At 59.3% G+C, this 17,163-nt stretch carries 19 protein-coding genes; 9 read left to right on the top strand and 10 right to left on the bottom strand.

The annotated features are described in order from the left end of the window. Positions 1-64 precede the first annotated feature (64 nt). The gene (locus FGZ14_RS05765) at positions 65-1,060 is read right to left on the bottom strand and encodes a 3-oxoacyl-ACP synthase III family protein (protein ID WP_257883354.1); all 996 of its coding nucleotides are present in this window, start codon (positions 1,058-1,060) and stop codon (positions 65-67) included. A 115-nt stretch (positions 1,061-1,175) separates the two neighbouring features. After that, positions 1,176-2,363, bottom strand: a complete 1,188-nt coding sequence (locus tag FGZ14_RS05760) for a glycosyltransferase (protein WP_139922100.1) — start codon at positions 2,361-2,363, stop codon at positions 1,176-1,178. 112 nt (positions 2,364-2,475) lie between these two features. Here FGZ14_RS05760 and FGZ14_RS05755 point away from each other — a divergent pair, with 112 nt between their 5' ends. Next, complete coding sequence (locus FGZ14_RS05755) at positions 2,476-3,300, top strand: 2,3,4,5-tetrahydropyridine-2,6-dicarboxylate N-succinyltransferase (protein ID WP_139922098.1); 825 nt, start codon at positions 2,476-2,478, stop codon at positions 3,298-3,300. Positions 3,301-3,459: 159 nt separating this feature from the next. Continuing rightward, positions 3,460-4,266, top strand: coding sequence for a hypothetical protein (locus FGZ14_RS05750; RefSeq protein WP_139922095.1), 807 nt, complete (start codon positions 3,460-3,462; stop codon positions 4,264-4,266). Between the two features lie 98 nt (positions 4,267-4,364). On the opposite strand, the gene msrA is transcribed toward FGZ14_RS05750, so the two are convergent. Both msrA and FGZ14_RS05740 read right to left on the bottom strand, forming a co-directional pair. Further along, complete coding sequence (gene msrA / locus FGZ14_RS05745) at positions 4,365-4,910, bottom strand: peptide-methionine (S)-S-oxide reductase MsrA (protein ID WP_139922093.1); 546 nt, start codon at positions 4,908-4,910, stop codon at positions 4,365-4,367. 226 nt (positions 4,911-5,136) lie between these two features. Then, positions 5,137-6,027 carry a 3-hydroxyacyl-CoA dehydrogenase family protein gene (locus FGZ14_RS05740; protein ID WP_139922091.1) on the bottom strand — a complete coding sequence of 297 codons (891 nt, stop codon included), beginning with the start codon at positions 6,025-6,027 and terminating at the stop codon, positions 5,137-5,139. Between the two features lie 344 nt (positions 6,028-6,371). On the opposite strand from FGZ14_RS05740, the gene FGZ14_RS05735 reads away from it, so the two are divergent. Next, positions 6,372-6,542, top strand: coding sequence for a lmo0937 family membrane protein (locus FGZ14_RS05735; RefSeq protein ID WP_139922089.1), 171 nt, complete (start codon positions 6,372-6,374; stop codon positions 6,540-6,542). A gap of 104 nt (positions 6,543-6,646) precedes the next feature. Here the strand turns inward: FGZ14_RS05735 and FGZ14_RS05730 are convergent, their stop codons facing one another. Next, positions 6,647-7,411: a hypothetical protein gene (locus FGZ14_RS05730; protein WP_139922087.1), complete on the bottom strand. Its 765-nt coding sequence runs from the start codon at positions 7,409-7,411 to the stop codon at positions 6,647-6,649. Positions 7,412-7,429: 18 nt separating this feature from the next. Continuing rightward, positions 7,430-9,052 (bottom strand): ABC-F family ATP-binding cassette domain-containing protein, encoded by a 1,623-nt coding sequence (locus tag FGZ14_RS05725; RefSeq protein ID WP_139922084.1) that lies wholly within the window; start codon positions 9,050-9,052, stop codon positions 7,430-7,432. Between the two features lie 296 nt (positions 9,053-9,348). Here FGZ14_RS05725 and FGZ14_RS05720 point away from each other — a divergent pair, with 296 nt between their 5' ends. Both FGZ14_RS05720 and FGZ14_RS05715 read left to right on the top strand, forming a co-directional pair. Next, entirely contained in the window at positions 9,349-9,822 is a 474-nt protein-coding gene (locus tag FGZ14_RS05720; protein WP_139922082.1) for a DUF4199 domain-containing protein, read from the top strand. 252 nt (positions 9,823-10,074) lie between these two features. Beyond that, positions 10,075-10,482: a hypothetical protein gene (locus FGZ14_RS05715; protein ID WP_139922080.1), complete on the top strand. Its 408-nt coding sequence runs from the start codon at positions 10,075-10,077 to the stop codon at positions 10,480-10,482. Positions 10,483-10,596: 114 nt separating this feature from the next. On the opposite strand, the gene FGZ14_RS05710 is transcribed toward FGZ14_RS05715, so the two are convergent. Next, on the bottom strand, positions 10,597-11,004 hold the full coding sequence (locus FGZ14_RS05710) for a hypothetical protein (protein ID WP_139922078.1): 408 nt from the start codon (positions 11,002-11,004) through the stop codon (positions 10,597-10,599). Between the two features lie 117 nt (positions 11,005-11,121). Here FGZ14_RS05710 and FGZ14_RS05705 point away from each other — a divergent pair, with 117 nt between their 5' ends. Beyond that, the gene (locus FGZ14_RS05705; protein WP_139922076.1) at positions 11,122-11,934 is read left to right on the top strand and encodes a murein L,D-transpeptidase catalytic domain family protein; all 813 of its coding nucleotides are present in this window, start codon (positions 11,122-11,124) and stop codon (positions 11,932-11,934) included. 107 nt (positions 11,935-12,041) lie between these two features. Here FGZ14_RS05705 and FGZ14_RS05700 read toward each other — a convergent pair whose 3' ends face one another. Next, entirely contained in the window at positions 12,042-12,236 is a 195-nt protein-coding gene (locus FGZ14_RS05700) for a hypothetical protein (RefSeq protein WP_110979162.1), read from the bottom strand. Between the two features lie 227 nt (positions 12,237-12,463). Here FGZ14_RS05700 and FGZ14_RS05695 point away from each other — a divergent pair, with 227 nt between their 5' ends. Continuing rightward, positions 12,464-13,237: a M48 family metallopeptidase gene (locus FGZ14_RS05695; protein WP_257883353.1), complete on the top strand. Its 774-nt coding sequence runs from the start codon at positions 12,464-12,466 to the stop codon at positions 13,235-13,237. 123 nt (positions 13,238-13,360) lie between these two features. After that, positions 13,361-14,275 (top strand): diacylglycerol kinase family protein, encoded by a 915-nt coding sequence (locus FGZ14_RS05690; protein WP_257883352.1) that lies wholly within the window; start codon positions 13,361-13,363, stop codon positions 14,273-14,275. On the opposite strand, the gene FGZ14_RS05685 is transcribed toward FGZ14_RS05690, so the two are convergent. Next, the gene (locus tag FGZ14_RS05685; protein WP_257883351.1) at positions 14,267-15,520 is read right to left on the bottom strand and encodes a metallophosphoesterase; all 1,254 of its coding nucleotides are present in this window, start codon (positions 15,518-15,520) and stop codon (positions 14,267-14,269) included. The genes FGZ14_RS05690 and FGZ14_RS05685 overlap by 9 nt on opposite strands. 81 nt (positions 15,521-15,601) lie before the next feature. Next, complete coding sequence (locus FGZ14_RS05680; protein WP_139922072.1) at positions 15,602-16,237, bottom strand: LON peptidase substrate-binding domain-containing protein; 636 nt, start codon at positions 16,235-16,237, stop codon at positions 15,602-15,604. A gap of 78 nt (positions 16,238-16,315) precedes the next feature. Here FGZ14_RS05680 and mtgA point away from each other — a divergent pair, with 78 nt between their 5' ends. Then, positions 16,316-17,113 carry a monofunctional biosynthetic peptidoglycan transglycosylase gene (mtgA, locus tag FGZ14_RS05675; RefSeq protein ID WP_308217169.1) on the top strand — a complete coding sequence of 266 codons (798 nt, stop codon included), beginning with the start codon at positions 16,316-16,318 and terminating at the stop codon, positions 17,111-17,113. Positions 17,114-17,163: the final 50 nt, after the last annotated feature.

Genomic DNA, 17,163 nt, shown 5'->3' with positions numbered 1-17,163 from the left:
CTGCGTGAGGGTCGCGAAACGGCCATTATTCATTCTTACTTCTCAATTTTTAATTGACCTTTCGCTACCACTTAATTAGGGCCGAGGCCCAGGTGAAGCCCGAGCCGAACGCGGCCAGGCACACCAGGTCGCCGCGCTGGATGCGGCCCTCCTGCACGGCCTCGCTCAGGGCCATGGGCACGGAGGCGGCGGTAGTATTGCCGTAGCGCTGGATGTTGCTGAAGATTTTATCGTCCGAAAGGCCCATTTTCTGCTGCACGTACTGGGTGATGCGCAGGTTGGCCTGGTGGGGAATCAGCATGTTGAGGTCCTGGGGCTGGTAGCCGTTCTGGTCCAGGGCCTCCTTGATTACCTGCGGGAAGCGGACCACCGCGTGCTTGAACACATTCTGGCCGTTCATGTAGGGGTACATGTCCAACTCGTTGGCTACCACGTACTCTACCCGGTTGTTACGGTTCGAGCCGGGCTCTTTCACGATCAACTCCTCAGCATGTTCGCCCTGGGAGTGCAGGTGCGTGCTCAGGATGCCGTGCCCCTCGCGGGTGCTGGGGCGCAGCACCACCGCGCCGGCGCCGTCGCCGAAAATAACCGATACTGCCCGGCCTCGGGTACTGATATCGAGCCCGGAGGAGTGAATCTCAGAGCCGACTACCAGTACGGTGTCGTACATGCCCGTCTTGATGAACTGGTCGGCCATCGAAAGCGCGTACACGAAGCCCGAGCACTGGTTGCGCACGTCGAAGGCCGGAATGGGAGCCTGAATGCCCAGCTCGCGCTGCAGCAGCACGCCGGAGCCAGGAAAGAAGTAGTCCGGCGACAACGTAGCAAACACAATCAGCTGCACGTCGTCGGGGGTGAGGCCGGCCATTTCGAGGGCTTTGCGGGCCGCGTTGGCGCCCATGTTGGCCGTCGTGTCCTTGCCTTCCTCAAACCAGCGCCGTTCCCGGATGCCGGTGCGCTCCTGAATCCACTCGTCAGTGGTTTCCATCAGGGTAGTGAGGTCGGCGTTGGTTACTACCCGGTCGGGCACGTAGTGGCCCACACCGGCAATTTCAGACATTCGTAGGGTGTTGTTCATCAAAGGGGGGAATTTGCGGGGCAGTTGGAACAGGAAAACCAAGCCGAAGGTAGAAAAATTCGGCGCTGCCCCGTAAACGGCCCGCAAAGGTCGGCAGTTACCGGATAGAATCCATGAGGTGGTGCAACTTTTCGGCTTCGGAATCCCAGAAAGCCTCCGCCGGAACGCCGGCAGCATAGTAGTCTGGCCGGACCAGCGCCGCCGCCAGTTCGGTCGCCGCCGGATACACGGGCTGCTGAAAATCTAGCACCAGCCCGGCCCCGTGCTGCTGTACTACCCCCTGCCAAAGTGGGTTGGGCGGCACTACCATTGGCAACCCGTGCGCCAGGTATTCGAACAGCTTGGTGGGCACGCACCGGGCCGTGCTCGGGTGCGGACGGTAGGGCAGCAGCCCCAGGTGGCTCCGCCGGATTTCGGCCACTACCTCCGCGTGGGGCACTAATTCCGCGCCGCCCCTTAGCGTTACCTTTCCACCGGCTGCCGCAACAGCCGCCTGCAGTTTCGGCAGTAGCCCCGGCTGCTGGCAGGCCCCTATGATCGTAAGGTGGGCCAGGGGCCAGGCTGCGCGCAGGTGCTGGGTAAAACGGATGGCCTCCCATACCCCGTTCAGCTCCGAGATAGTGCCGGAGTAAAGCAGGTTCAGCGGTTCGGCGGGGGTAGGGAGCCTGCGTGGAAAAGCCGTAGAGGTCACCTCGGCGGCATAGGGCTGGTATTTGTTTTCAACAATCAGCGTCTTGGCGGGGGTAGCAAAGGGCAACTCCTGGGCGTAGCTGCGTTCGGCCAACAGTAGGGCCCAGGCCCGGCGCGCAGCTAAGGCTTCCAGGCCACGGACCAACCCCGCCAGCAAGGCCCGAGCCCAGGCCGGATACACCTGCTGGGTGCGAATGTTGAGGGCGTAGTTTTCGCGCACGTCGTACACAAAGCGCCGGCCCGGGCCCAGCAACTGCCACAGTACCGTAAGGGGAAGCAGCTCGGGGGCGTGCACTACCACCACCTGGGGCTGCAGGCGGCGTAGCAGCTGCCAGTAGCTCCGCTGCGCCCGTAGCCGGGCCAGGCTCAGGCGACTACCCGCAAGCAGAGCGTGGGTGTGCAGGTTGTCGGGCAGGGCGGGGGGGGCAGGCGCCAGGCGGCCCGCTACGTGCACCGCTGCCCCCGGCCGTTGGGCCAGCGTGCGCCCAAACTTGCCCAGCATGCGGGTATCGTCGAGGGGCTTAAGCACGGAGGCCAGTAAAATGGTCAGGGAAGGCGGCATATTGCCCGCGAAGATGGTAAGTTTGCACGGCATCAGTTGCCGGTTGGGAGTTACCGGTTGTCAGGTGTTGAGAGGGTAGGCCTTTCCGGCAGGAAGCTGGCCACTTTCAACCGGCAACTGACTGACAACCGACAACTCATATTTCATGTCTGAACTCCAAACCCTGATTGAGGCTGCCTGGACCGACCGGAGCCTGTTGCAGCAAGCCGCCACCACGGAGGCCATCCAGCACGTAATTGAAGAGCTTGATAAAGGCCGCCTGCGCGTAGCCCAGCCCGGGGCTACTGAAGGCGCCGACTGGCAGGTAAACGACTGGGTGAAGAAGGCGGTTATCCTGTACTTCCCCATCCGCCAGATGGAAACCATTGAGGTAGGCCCCTTTGAGTTCCGCGACAAAATGCGGCTGAAAACCAACTACGAGCAGCAGGGCGTACGCGTAGTGCCCCCGGCCGTAGCCCGCTACGGCGCCTACCTGGCTCCCGGCGTAATTATGATGCCTAGCTACGTAAACATCGGCGCCTGGGTAGGCGAGGGTACCATGGTGGACACCTGGGCCACCGTGGGCTCCTGTGCCCAGATTGGGGCCGGTGTGCACCTGAGTGGGGGGGTAGGCATTGGCGGGGTACTGGAGCCCGTACAGGCTGCCCCCGTTATTGTAGAAGATGGCGCCTTCGTGGGCTCACGCAGCATTCTGGTAGAAGGCTGCTTTGTGGGCAAAGAGGCCGTTATCGGGGCGGGTGTGACCATTACCGGCAGCACCCGCATTATCGATGTCACCGGCTCGGAGCCCAAGGAGTACCGCGGCTATGTGCCGGCCCGCTCAGTAGTTATTCCGGGTTCGTTGCCCAAGCAGTTCCCGGCCGGCGAGTACCATGTGCCCTGCGCCCTTATCATTGGACAGCGCAAGCCCAGCACCGACCTGAAAACCTCGCTCAACGACGCCCTGCGCGAGCATAACGTAGCCGTGTAAATCTGCCGGCCGGCCCGGTTGCCACGGCGTAACGGGCCCGAAACCCGAAAAAGAACCCTGCGCCTTTGTGCCGGGGTTCTTTTTTTCCACGGTCAGATACAAGATATTGCGCTGCGGTGAGTGAGCTACTCACCTGAATTCCCCCGATTTTCCTTCTTGATGAGTACCCTAAAATCAGTAGTGTCTGCGGCCCAGGCCCGCGACGAAGTGCGCGACTACGTAGCCCAGGAATTAGGCATCAGCCCCGAGCAGGTGCAAACCCGTGTGGCCTTTAACCGGGAGCTGCCCTGGGTTGATGGCCGTACGCGCCCTTGCTTCTTGGTGGAGTGGGCCGAACCCAACGGCCGCGACGGGGTAGCCATTGCCGGGCCCTACACCCACAACTTCTTCGAGTTCAGCCGGGCTGATGCTTACCAGCTGGGAGCCCAGAACGCCTGGCGCCAGCAGCTGCTGAACCTGTACGCCGGCTGCGAGCTGGTAGTGCAGGCACGCCTGACCCAGCCCCTCACCGACGTAACCGACCCCACGCGCCTGGCCATCATCACCCAGACGCTGGAGGAGCGTACCAACTGGCGCATTGCCGTCAATGTGTCGTTGCGGGAGTTTCTGCGCCTGGGCACCGATGAGTACTACATCTTTAATGGCAGCTGGGTCTGGAACCCCAACTACCGCTACTCGCACCTGAAGGGCTTTATTCCCTACGGCGAGAAAACCCTCATGGAGCTGCCCAAAACCGGCTTTATTCCCGTCAAGTCGCACTCCCCCTTCGAGGCAATTCCGCCCGTAGGCGAGGATGGGGCCTACCCCGGCGAGTTGGTCAGCTTCATTATCGTGAAAAACAACCAGATTCTGGAAACCCGCGGCCTCGATTTGTACGCTCGCACCCTGATGAACCAGGTAGCAATGTTCTACGCCCTCGGCCGCGAGCATGGCCCCTTCCAGATTGATTTGATTGAGCAGCAGTAAGGCTCACTTGAGCGTATTATTGCGCGCTCAGGCGAGAATGAACACAAAAAAGCCCGTCCTGACACTGTCAGGACGGGCTTTTTTGTAGTAGCTGCGGCTTAGTGCACTTTGGCTTCCGGCTTAAGCTTGTCGGCAAATACCTGCCGTACCTTATCTACTTTGGGCTTCACCACAAACTGGCAGTAGGGCTGCTGGCCGTTCTGGTTGTAGTAGTTCTGGTGGTAGTTCTCGGCCACATAGAACTTCTGCAAGGGTACAATTTCAGTTACCACGGGGTTAGGAAAGGCGTGGGCCGCATTGAGCTTCTTCTTGTACTCCTCCGCCAGGCGGCGCTGCTCATCGTTGTGGTAGAAGATGGCCGAGCGGTACTGGGTACCCACATCGGCGCCCTGGCGGTTGAGGGTCGTGGGGTCGTGGGTTTTCCAGAACACTTCCAGCAGCTCCGCGAAGCTGATTTTGCTGGGGTCGTAGGTAATCTGGGCCACCTCGGCGTGACCCGTCAGGCCGCTGCATACCTCTTTATAAGTAGGGTTGGCGATGCGTCCGCCGCTGTAGCCCGATACTACTTTCTCGACGCCGTTGAGGTCCTGAAAAACAGCCTCGACGCACCAGAAGCAGCCGGCTCCAAAAGTTGCCTGTTCCATTCGTGGGGGTTTCGTAGTTGATGGCTTAGGGGTTGCTCGTTGTGCGGTGGCGGCCGTCAGCAGGCCCATCCACAGCAAAGCGGTTAATACAGCTCGTATCATACGGGTAAAAGGATTTTGAGGGCCGAAAAGTTTAGCGAATACCGTTGAGCTGCCATAAAAACAAACCGGCCCCTCTGCCGGGAAGGCAAAAGGGCCGGTTTAACTTCAAAGCAGGGGTAGGAAATTACTTCCGGAACCGCTCGGCCAGCACCAGATCCTTGGTGCCGTGGGTCCAGGAGTAGAACCCTTCGCCCGATTTCACACCCAGGCGGCCAGCCGTTACCATGTTTACCAGCAGGGGGCAGGGGGCGTATTTCTGGTTGCCCAGGCCTTCGTGCAATACTCGCAGAATAGCCAGACACACATCCAGCCCGATAAAGTCGGCCAGTTGGAGAGGGCCCATGGGGTGGGCCATGCCCAGCTTCATCACCGTGTCAATTTCTTCTACGCCGGCCACGCCCTCATAAAGGCTGTAAATGGCCTCGTTGATCATGGGCATCAGGATGCGGTTGGCCACGAAGCCGGGGTAGTCGTTTACCTCGGTGGGCGTTTTGCCCAGCTCCCGCGACAGGTCCATGATGCGCTGGGTTACCTCGTCGGAAGTGGCGTAGCCCCGGATAACCTCCACCAGCTTCATTACCGGCACCGGGTTCATGAAGTGCATGCCAATGACCTGGGCCGGGCGCTTGGTAACGGCCGCAATCCGGGTAATGGAAATCGAGGACGTATTCGAAGCCAGAATGGCCTCGGCGGGGGCGTGCTGGTCTAGCTCGCGGAAGATGTTCAGCTTCAGCTCCACGTTTTCGGTGGCGGCTTCTACCACCAGGCCCGCGTTTTTCACGCCTTCTGCTATGCTGGTATAGGTAGTGAGGCGACCCAGGGTAGCGGTTTTGTCGGCGTCGGTGAGGGCGCCTTTGGCTACCTGGCGGTCCAGGTTTTTGCCGATGGTGGCCAGGCCTTTGTCCAGGGCCGGCTGGTTGATGTCGATGAGGGCGACGGGAAATCCGTGCTGGGCAAACACGTGGGCAATGCCATTGCCCATGGTGCCCGAGCCAATAACGGCGACGTTAAGCATGGAGAAATAAGAGTGGGTGGGAGGAACTGAAAAAACAGGGATGGTAGCCGCGAAAGGACTGCTGCAAAGCTACACCAAACCCAGCCCAGGCAGTGCATAGCTCATAAATTTGTGTATGCCTATACATATTTTATTGATTTAATAAATACTGTTTTTGAGGCTTAAATAGGGTTTTTGCCGTTGAAATATCCTGTTGCGAAAAAAAATATGAATATAGGATAAACCTTTTGCTGGAGTTGGCGCGTACAAAACCGCAGATCGGCTACCCATCCTGTTCTCCCTATTCCAGACGGGTAGCCGGCCTTAGTTCTCTCCCTTTTTTCACCTACTCTCTCCTCTCCATCATGGGTAATCTGCTGTATATCATCGCCGTCATTCTGATCATCATTTGGGCCCTGGGTTTCTTTGGAGTACTCGGTGGCGGCATTCAAGGCAACGGCCTGATTCACGTACTGCTCGTTATTGCTATCATCGCCATTCTGCTGCGTGTTATTCGCGGTGGGCGAGTAGTGTAACCAGCTACCTCATTCCACTTGGTAGTGGAATTCTTTAGTCCGAAAAACGCGAAAAGCCTGGCTCATTTGAGTCAGGCTTTTTTGTGTGCTACCCGTCGTAGGTTTTATTTCAGATCGAACAGAAAGCTGAAGCGAATAACGGGCTGGCCGTAGATGTCGTTGATGCCGTCGTTGAAATTGTAGAGTACCACAATGTCGGCGGCGGCCCGGTCGCTGATCTGCTGGCGGTAGCCGGCTCCGGCCAGGGGCGTCTTCACTGTCAGCTTGCCTTTACGCAGCTGGCCGTACTGGTCCTGAAACACCACCTCGGCTTTGGTTACCTCGTACTCCCCGTGCAGGAAGAACTGGTTAAACACCATCAGCTGGGCAAATCCTTTCAGCCCCAAGCTGTTGGTTTTGATGCTTTCAAAACCCCGACCCGATAAGCTGTTATAGGCGTAGGAAATGCCCGGGCCAACCGCAAACTTCTTGGAAATGCGGTACCCGATGGCTGGGGCAAGGCTGGCGCTAAACTGGTTGAGGCCATACAAGCTGCTAAAGCCCAAGCCAAAGTTGCTGTACAGGAAGTACCGGCGCATAGGCGGCTCGGGAGCCGCTACCCCCGGCCGCTGCGGCAGGTCGAGGCCAGAGGGGCGGTTGGGGTCGTAAGGGGCGTTGGAGGCCGGTACCCCGGGCTGGGCCGGTTCAGTAGGCGGCGTGGGGGTAGGCTGGTACACGGGCGCCGGTGTACGGGCCGGAGCCGAGCCAGGCGGCGCCGTGTTCAGCTGAGGCTTTACGTTGCGCGTGGTGTCGGTTACCTGCGCCGAAACGGTAGGGGCCAACCCAAGGCTGGCCCCACCAAACAATATAAATAACAGGAGTCGTTTCATATGCTGGTTACAACGTAACTACGAAACCAACTGATACATACGCTGGCGCTGAGCTTTGATATTTTCGTCGGCCAGGTACTCCTCGTAGCTCATGCGGCGGTCGATGATGCCGTCCGGAGTCAGCTCAATGATGCGGTTAGCTACGGTTTCTATCACCTGTAAGTCGTGGGAAGCAAAAATCAGGGTGCCGCCGAAGTCCTTCAGGGAGTTGTTCAGAGCCGTGATGCTTTCCAGGTCCAGGTGGTTGGTCGGGTCGTCGAGCACGAGTACGTTGCCACCTTCCATCATCATCTTGCTCAGCATGCAGCGCACCTTCTCGCCCCCGCTCAGCACGTTCGACTTTTTCTGCGACTCCTCACCCGAAAACAGCATGCGGCCCAGGAAGCCCCGGATAAACGATTCGTCTTTCTCGGTGCTGTACTGGCGCAGCCAATCCACCAAGTTCAGATCGGTATTAAAGAACTCAGTGTTTTCCTTGGGGAAGTAGCTGGGCGTGATGGTAGTGCCCCACTTGAACTCGCCCGTGTCGGGCTTGGTCTCATTAAAGAGAATATCGAAAAGGAGGGAGGCGGCCCGGTCGTCGCGGCTGATGATGGCTACCTTGTCTTTTTTGTCCAGGGAGAAAGACACATTCCGGAAAATCGTCTGCCCATCAACCGACTTGCTCAGGTTTTCCACTGTCAGCAGCTGGTTGCCGGCCTCACGCTCCGATTTGAAGGCGATGTAGGGGTACTTGCGCGAAGAAGGCTTGATTTCTTCCAGCGTGAGTTTCTGCAGCAGCTTCTGGCGCGAGGTAGCCTGCTTGGATTTCGAGGCGTTGGCCGAGAAGCGGCGCACGAACTCTTCCAGCTCCTTGCGCTTATCTTCCGTTTTCTTGTTTACTTCCTGGCGCTGGCGCAAAGCCAATTGCGACGACTCGTACCAGAACGAGTAGTTGCCGGGATACATGGTAATCTTGGAGAAGTCGAGGTCGGCCATGTAGTTACACACCGCGTCGAGGAAGTGACGGTCGTGGCTAACTACAATCACCGTGTTCTGGAAAGAGTCAAGGAAGTTTTCAAGCCACAGCACAGTTTCGGCATCAAGGCCGTTGGTGGGTTCGTCCAGCAGCAGCACGTCGGGGTTGCCGAATAGCGCCTGGGCCAGCAGCACACGCACTTTGTCCGAGGTGCCTAGGTCGCCCATCAGGGTGTGGTGCTTGTCCTCTGAGATGCCCAGGCCGGAGAGCAGCTCGGCTGCTTCGTACTCGGCATTCCAGCCTTCCAGATCGGCAAACTCACCCTCCAGAACAGCGGCCCGCTCCCCGTCTGCGTCCGAGAAATCGGCTTTGGCGTACAGAGCGTCTTTCTCCTCCATTACCTGCCACAGGCGCTGGTGGCCCATGATAACCGTCTGCAGAACCGGGAAGGCGTCGGCGGCAAACTGATCCTGCTTCAACACCGAAAGGCGGGCGCCCTTGGGCATATCCACCGAGCCCGTGTTCGGCTCAATCTCGCCCGAGAGAATCTTCAGAAAGGTTGATTTACCCGCCCCGTTGGCCCCAATGAGGCCGTACACGTTGCCGGGCATAAATTTAATGGTAACGTCTTCGAACAATACGCGCTTGCCGTAGCGCAGACTTACGTTGGAGGTGCTGATCATAGGAAAAATATGCGGAGAAACTTCGGGCCGGCCGGCCCAGATGAGGGCCCAGCGTGGCAGCCCGCAAAAATAGGCAAAATGCCCCGGCCGGGCGGAGCTGCGGAAAAGAGTTGCGGCGGTTTTCAAAAAAAAGCCGTCGTAATACACAACTACCTGCCCAGCAATGCGGTATAAAAAGTAGCTGATGGCTACTGCCAGCGCCCGCGGAGCATAGGTAAAACACTTGTATCTGCGAGGCTGGTTCCCCGCCGGTCAGCATCCTTGATTGTCCATCTTTCCCAACACCTTCTTTCCGTATGGCTACTTCGCACATTACGCCCGAAACCAATGGCATTCGCTACGGCCTGTTTACATCGGTCGGCATGATTGTATATTTTATCGTTGCTTCCCTGACGGGCTTGGTTCAACGCATCGAGTTCAGCTTCCTGAACGGAGTAATACTGGCCATTGGCGTGTGCATGGCCATCGTAAACTACAAGCGCTTCCGCCAGGACCGCATGCCTTACCTGCATGGCTTCGGCACGGGCATCATTACGGCCCTGGTAGCCTCCATTGTGTTTGCCCTCTTCTTTATTGTGTATGCGGGTGTGCTTAACCGCCAGATTATGGAAGGCATCCGCGCCGAGGATCTGTTTGGGTTCGACCTTTCGGTAACCATTGCCTTCCTGGCAATTATCCTGCAGGGAGCCATGTCTGGCGTGATTATCTCCCTGGTAGCCATGCAGTACTACAAGAGCCCCGACCACAAGCCTATCACGGGCATTGAGTAGGCGCTGCCACATGCCTTAAATCAAGAGCGGGCCCGGCGGGTCCGCTCTTTTGATACCTAGCTATATAGAAGTAGATAAATATACATGATTATTTTTATAATAAATTATATAAAAAATATAGTGAGTTTCTGTTGTTGTGCTTTTTTTGGTATATATTTGTATTAACAAAAGGGCAGAGGGGCTGAATTTTTCTTGGGAAATGTTGGTTAACTCAGCACTTAGTCTTTATACCTGCATGCTTTCCGTTTTCATATGAAAACTTCAGTACTCACCTTTCTGCTTGTTGCCATTCTGAGCACCGTTTCGGTGGCGCAACGCCGGGACCGGTATGCCGAGCGCCCCGGGGCCCCCGATGTAGCCGTGGAGCGGGTAGAGGAAGTTACCCGGCAGATGAGCTCTCAGCTTCAATTGAATGAAGCTCAGTTTATTAAGCTGCGCGAAGTAAATAAGATAAAGCTGGCCCGACTGGAGGAAATTCAGTGGCAGTATCAGGAGGACCCGATGCAGCGCAACGCCAAAATGGCCGAGCTGGAGGCGCAGTATGAAGCCGAATGCAGCCGCATCCTGACGCCTTCGCAGCTGAGCCTGTTCCGGGAGGAGCAAAAGCGAGACACCGTGCCTACCCCGCCCGCTAACTCCAACGAGGGAGGGCTGGGCTAAGCCGCCTATTTACTTTTTCAAGCCCAAGAGGCCGCGTCATATTGTATGGCGCGGCCTCTCGTTTTTATCAGGGTTCCAGCCCCGTGTGTAAGAGGGGTGCCGGTGGGGTGGGCCTTATTGGGCCTGTAATACCGGAAGGATAACTTCCGTGATAGTGCCCGTGGCGCCGCTGCGCAGCAGTACCCGGCCGCGGGCCGTGCGGGGGTGTCCGGGGGCGCACTGCAGGCCGGTGGTTACGTAATAGATGTACACTTTGTCGCTTTGCTCGCCCAACTCTTCCTCGTCGGGGTGGCCCAGCAGGCGGGTTACATCATTGACGCGGGCGCCGTAAAGCTCGTTGCGGTGTTTCTCCAGAACCGGAAGCTGGGCCGCCCGCTGGCTCTGGCAGCCGTACGCATCCGCACGCCAGGCTTCGGAGTTGAAGCCCGGAAGGCCGGGTAGGGAGTGGCCGCAGCTGGCGGTTAGTGCTCCTACCGCCAAGATGACTGCGAAGCGCCGAAGGAAAGAGGGAACGGTTTGCACAGACAAAGAGTTAGGCCCCCGGAGGGTAGTGAATGAAAAGAGCTATTTTTGATTTGCCCAGGGCCGCTTAGCGGCCCAATGCCTCCGCAATTTACTTCGCCCCGACTGAATTAGCCGATGACGAATGTGTTTACCCGCTTTGCCGGGTTGCTGCTTACCGCCCTCAGCCTAGCTACTCCGGTGGTAGCCGCGCCGCCTACCGGGCGGATACCCGCCACCGTTGCCAAAACCACCCGCCTTAGCGGACCGGAAAAAGCGTTTGTAATGGCCGCTTTTGAGCAGCACGTAGCCTTGTCCTACGCTCAGGCCGGCCTGAGTGCCACCGGCCTGCCCCTGGATGTGTACCGCCGTGCCCTGATTGGCTTTTACCATCTGCAGCAGCGGGGCACCGCCAGCGCCCCCACCCAAGTGCTGTCCATTATTGATTTCAGTCGCTCCAGCACGCAAAAGCGTCTCTGGATTCTGGATGTAGCCAAAGGAAAGCTGCTGCACCACACCCTGGTAGCGCACGGCAAGTACACGGGCGAGGATTTGGCCCGGAATTTCTCGAACCGCGAAGGTTCGGAGATGAGCAGCCTGGGCTTCTACGTCACGGGGGCTACTTACCAGGGCAAGCACGGCCTGTCGTTGAAGCTGCATGGGGTAGATGCCGGCTATAACACCAATGCCCTCAGTCGCGCCGTGGTAGTGCATGGGGCCGATTACGTGAGCCAGCAGTTCATTCGGCAGCACGGGCGGCTGGGGCGCAGCCAGGGCTGCCCGGCATTGCCCGTGGAGGAAACGCCTGCCATTATCCGGACGATAAAAGGCGGGACAGTGCTTTTCGCCAACGGACCTACCCAGGCCGGCTACCGCTCCAACTGGCTAAGCCTGGACCCGGCCCTGCTAGGTTTTGCCCGTAGCAAGGGCCTGCTCGGGCAGGTAGGATAGAATCGCCCTCGATTTCAAAACATCACAAAGCCCCACCAACTGTGCTATACCAGTTGGTGGGGCTTTGGCTATGCTAGTGGGGTACCCCCGGGTGAACCGGGAGCGGGTCAGGCCCGGTCGCCGGTGGTTTTAACCAGGTTGATGCCGGCAAAAAAGAAAATCAGCCCGATTACGAACGGTACAAACGAATTCATCTTGCTCAGGCCCAACCCCCCGATCTGGAGGAAGGCCAGGGCGCCGGCAATAATGCCCAGGATGCCCAGGACAGTGAGGATGCTGCCAAAGGTGCGTTTCTGATTCATGAGGAGAGAAATTGCAGTGGAGGGGAATAGCCCGCCAGGTAAGCGGGCCGGAATAGTGACTGATACGTGGAGTGGCCAGATTTGGGTTCTACCCGCTCCGACAACCCTACCGTAGGCTTCGCGTTACAAGGCCATAGAGGCCACCCGGCCCCTTTTTAGCTTGTTTCACTCCCTTTTCCCTACCCCTAACCATGCGAGGAAGCCTTCGATATATAATTGCTTTGGTCATGGCAGCCTTCGCGTTCATCCCGTACTACTGCAACACGCAGAAAAACGAAGTGACCGGCGAAGTGCAGCACGTGGATATGTCGGCCGACCAGGAAATAGCCCTGGGCCTGCAGGCCGCCCCCGAAATGGCCCAGCAATACGGCGGTATTCACCCCGACCGCCAGGCCGGCGCCGCCATCGAGCGGATTGGCCAGCAAATTGTGCAGAGCACCAAAGTCCGCCAGAGCCCCTACAAGTTTCAGTTTCACCTGCTGGCCGACGAAAACACGATTAACGCCTTTGCCTTGCCCGGCGGACAGGTGTTTATTACGGCCGGCCTGCTGAAAAACCTGAAAACCGAAGGCCAGGTGGCCGGCGTGCTGGCCCACGAAATCGGGCACGTGGTAGGCCGACATTCAGCCGAGCAGATTGCCAAGTCGCGCCTGACCCAGGGCCTGACCGGCGCCGCCGCCATCGGCCTCTACGACCCCGACCGGCCCGCCACCATGGCCAGCGCAGCCGCGGCGGCGATGGTCGGTAAGCTGCTTACGCTGCGCTACGGCCGCGAGGACGAGCTGGAGGCCGACCGGCTCGCCGTTGACTTCACCCCGGCCGCCGGCTACGACCCGCGGTCCATGATTCAGGTAATGGAAATTCTGGAGCAGTCCAACCACGGCGGTGGCCCGCCCGAGTTCCTGAGCACTCACCCTAACCCCGGCAACCGCATTCAGGAGTTGCAGCGCGATATAGCCGAAGATTACCCCCAAGGCCTGCCCGGCAACCTGAAACCCTAGTACCCGCCTCGCCAAAAGTGCGTACCATAGCCGACCTTAGAGTCGGCTATGCTTGTTTTATACCTAGCCTGTTTCCGGAAAGGCTACCCCCGTAAAGACCCTGAACCCTAGTTTTCGCCTGCCATGCCACCCCTTGCCTGTCCTGTGCTGCGGCACCTGCTTTTTGTGCTCAACCCCATATCCGGGGACATTGATAAAACGGAGTTGGAAACCACCATCCGGCATTACTGCCAGGAGCGGGGACGCGTGGCGGCCTTTTTTCACACCAGCGGCGACGATGACCTAGGCCGCCTGCGCCGTTTTCTGGCCGCGCACTCCTTCGATGCCGTTTTCGCGGCCGGCGGCGATGGTACCGCCAGCCTGGTGGCCGAGGCGCTGGCCGGCGGCGAAATACCGTTGGGCATCATCCCGCTGGGCTCCGGCAATGGCCTGTCTAAGGACCTGGGCATACCGCAGGAGGTAGAGCAGGCCCTGCGGCTTACCTGGGATTACCAGCTGCGTACCGTGGACACGCTGCGGGTAGGGGGCAAGTTCTCGGCTCACCTGGCCGATCTGGGCTTTAATGCCCTGGTGGTGGAACGCTTCGACCAGGGTGATGCCCGCGGGCCGGGTGCCTACGTGCGCATTGCCACTCAGGAGTACGCCAGCTACCAACCAGCTACCTATCATATTGAAACCGACCAGGAAACCTGGGAAGGCCCGGCGTTTATGGTAACCATTGCCAACGCCAACACCTTCGGCAGCAACGTCATCATTAACCCGGATAGTGAGCTGGATGACGGCCAGTTTGAAATCTGCCTGATCGAGCCCTTTCCCAACCTGGCCGCCCCCGGGCTGCTTTACCACCTGTACACCAACGATTTTGACGTTTCGGACTATACCCGGCGCCTGTGCTGCCGGCGTGCCCGCATTAGCGTGCCGGGTCAAACGGAAGTACTAGTTCAGATAGATGGGGAACCCTGCCAGCTGCCTACCCCCGTGGAAGTAGAAATTGATCCTCGGAGCCTGCGCATTCTCGGGCCGCCTGCCTCAGCGTAAGCCGTTGCCGGTTGCCTGGCCGGAAGGCGCGGCTAGCTGGCTTACCGTAGCGGGCAGGGGTAGCAAAACCGGATGAGCAGGCGCTGGCGGCTCCAGGCGCAGCCGAAACACTTCTTCGGTCTGCCCGGGCTCCAGCGTCCGGAGCCACGTTTCGCCCGGGGCATACACCTCCAGGCTGAAAAATCCTTTGTGCTCATGCACAAAAGTGGCGCGGCCGCCCTTCTGCACGAAGGCGGTTTTGCTACCCGAGCCACTAACCAGGTAATGCCCCCCCTTGTGCTGAAAATACTGCAGGTTGTGGTCGTGGCCGGCGGCGTACACAACGCCCGGAAACTCCTGCAGTACCCGTAGCAGACGCCGGCGCATTTTGCGGTAGCGGGGGTGGGCCATGTCCTCGGCGGCGCCCACTACCTTCCGGTACAGCGGCAGCAAGGAGCCGATAACGGGCAGCGGCACGTAGGCCTGCTTGTGCACGGTAGTAAGTGGAAACACGTGCTGTTTGGCTGTGAACTTGCCGCCGTGCAGGGCATTGGAATACAGCGGGTGGTGGCCCGCCACTATCACCTGCTGATGACGATTGGCCTGCAGCAACCGGCGCAGCTTCCGGAAAGGCTCTTTGGCATCGGCGGCCGGCCGGGGGCCGCGCTGCACCCACCACTGGGTATTGAGCACAATCAGGAGCAGGCCATCGGTCAGCTGCAGGGTAACGGGACCGGGGTGCCCATCGGGGGGGAGGTAGTGGGCCGTGGGCAGATGCTCGCGCACGTAAGCCTCCTGCCGCCGCAGATATTCCCAGCCATCGGGACGGCCCTTGTTCCAGTCGTGGTTGCCGCTGAGGAAAACCACATTCCCCGGAAAGCTACCCAGCGTGGTCAGCAAACTGGTAAAGCGGGCTTCGGCAGCGGCCCGGCCGGGGTGCCCGGCCGCAGGCAGGCCGGTCGGGTACACATTGTCGCCGAGGATAATGATGGTGCCGGCCGGGCCGGTATCGTGCTGCCAGCTTTTCAGCAGGTTCAGAATGGGGTCGGTGCCATCGGTAGCCACGGCGCCCGGGTCGCCGAGCAGGGCTACCCGGTGCAGGGGCGACTGCGGGGGTAGGGGCTGCCGGGCCCAGTCGTTGTGGGCTGGTGCCACGTAGGGGCGCCGCCGGTACTGCCGCTCCTGCCAGAAACGCCACAGCAGCCAGCCCAGCAGCAGCAGGGCTACGGATGCACTTCCATATAAAAGCAGCGTCAGGTCGGGCACGGCGTCAGGTTATACGTGGGCTATACGAGGCCTGCTCAATGGGGGCGAAGAAAAAGGCACGCTTCGCCCGCTGCAGGCTGCCTAGAAAGAAGGCGGCGTCAGGTTTTTGAAGTGGCCGTTCAGGCGCACCCGCTCCTTCAGGCGTTCGGTTTCCTGCAGCACAGGCAGAATCTGCAGCAAATGAGTCAGCACCAGCTGCTGCCGCTCTACCTCACTAGTTGCCTCCAGCAACTGGTACTCCTGCTCGGTGCTGAAGCCCAAGTGGTGGGCAATATCGTACACCCGAAAATTGGGAGGGAGCTCCAGAAACAGCCGCTGTAGCCCCAGAATACTATATAACTGCCGAACTAGCCCCCGGGTACGCTCGTGCAGGGCGGGGTCGGGCGTGAGGTCGTCAGGTACGTCTTCCACAGTGGCTCCGGCGTAGAGCTTCTGGGGTAGCTGGCGAAAGAATTCCTGAATCCGGAACACGCCCACGGCTTGGGTCCGGATATCCATTTCGCCCGAAGGATAGGTTTTCTCCACGCTGACCAGCTTCATCTCCGTGCCCAGGGTGCTTACCTGATTGTTGAGGTAGGAGGGAATACCAAAGGTGATGCCTTCCTGTTCGCAGTCGTGCACAAGCTGGCGGTAGCGGGGCTCAAAAATGTGCAGGTTGAGTTTTTCCCCCGGAAACACAACCAGGTTCAGCGGAAACAGGGCCAGCGGACGAGTCATGGGTAGATAACCAAAAAAGCGAGGAAATGTCTGTGGCCCCGGGCCCGAACCGCGCCTGGGGGCTAAAATCTGCTACTTTTGCCTCCGAAGCCCCGGGCTTCGGCTTTTCATCTTACGTTAGTTGCTGATTTCGTGACGGATTACCGGCAAACGTTGCGCCGCGTGGGGCGGGTAGCCCTGCAAGTAGTGGCCGCGCTATTCTTGACTTCCATTGCCTGGGTGCTGCTCTACCGCTGGGTAAGCCCGCCGGCCACCTGGCTGATGCTGGACCGCCGTGCCCATGCCCCCGTCGGGATGGGCTACCACGGCATCCGGGAGCAGGACCGCCGCATCAGCTACCACTTCAAGACCCTGGATGAGGTGTCGCCTCACCTGCCCCTGGCGCTGGTGGCCGCCGAGGACCAGCGTTTCCTGATTCACCACGGCTTTGATGGTGATGCTCTGCTGAAAGCGGCCAAGTCAAACCTGAGCGGAGGCAAGCAGCTGCGCGGGGGGAGCACCATCTCGCAGCAGGTCGCCAAAAACGTGTTCCTGTGGTCGGGCCGGAGCTACATCCGCAAAGGGGCCGAGGCCTACTTCACGCTGCTCATTGAGCTGCTCTGGAACAAGCGCCGCATTATGGAGATGTACCTGAATGTGGCCGAGATGGGCGACTGTATTTTCGGGGCCGAAGCTGCTTCCCAACAGTATTTCCACAAACCAGCCAAGCGCCTGACCCCGGCCGAAGCCGCCCTCCTGGCCGGCGTTTTGCCCAACCCGTTGCGGTTCCGGGCTGCCAACCCCGGCCCACAGGCCCGCGCCAAGCAGCAGCGCGTAATGCGCAACATGCGCCGCCTGGGCGGCACGGCCTACGTGCGCGAGCTGATGGACCGCTAAGCGGAGCGGTGCCTGTGCCGCTGGCGGTGGGGTAGCTTGCCATTTGGCTT

The sequence above is a fragment of the Hymenobacter sp. DG01 genome (assembly GCF_006352025.1).
In the GTDB taxonomy this organism is placed as follows: domain Bacteria; phylum Bacteroidota; class Bacteroidia; order Cytophagales; family Hymenobacteraceae; genus Hymenobacter.
This window is presented reverse-complemented; position numbering and strand designations above follow the sequence as displayed.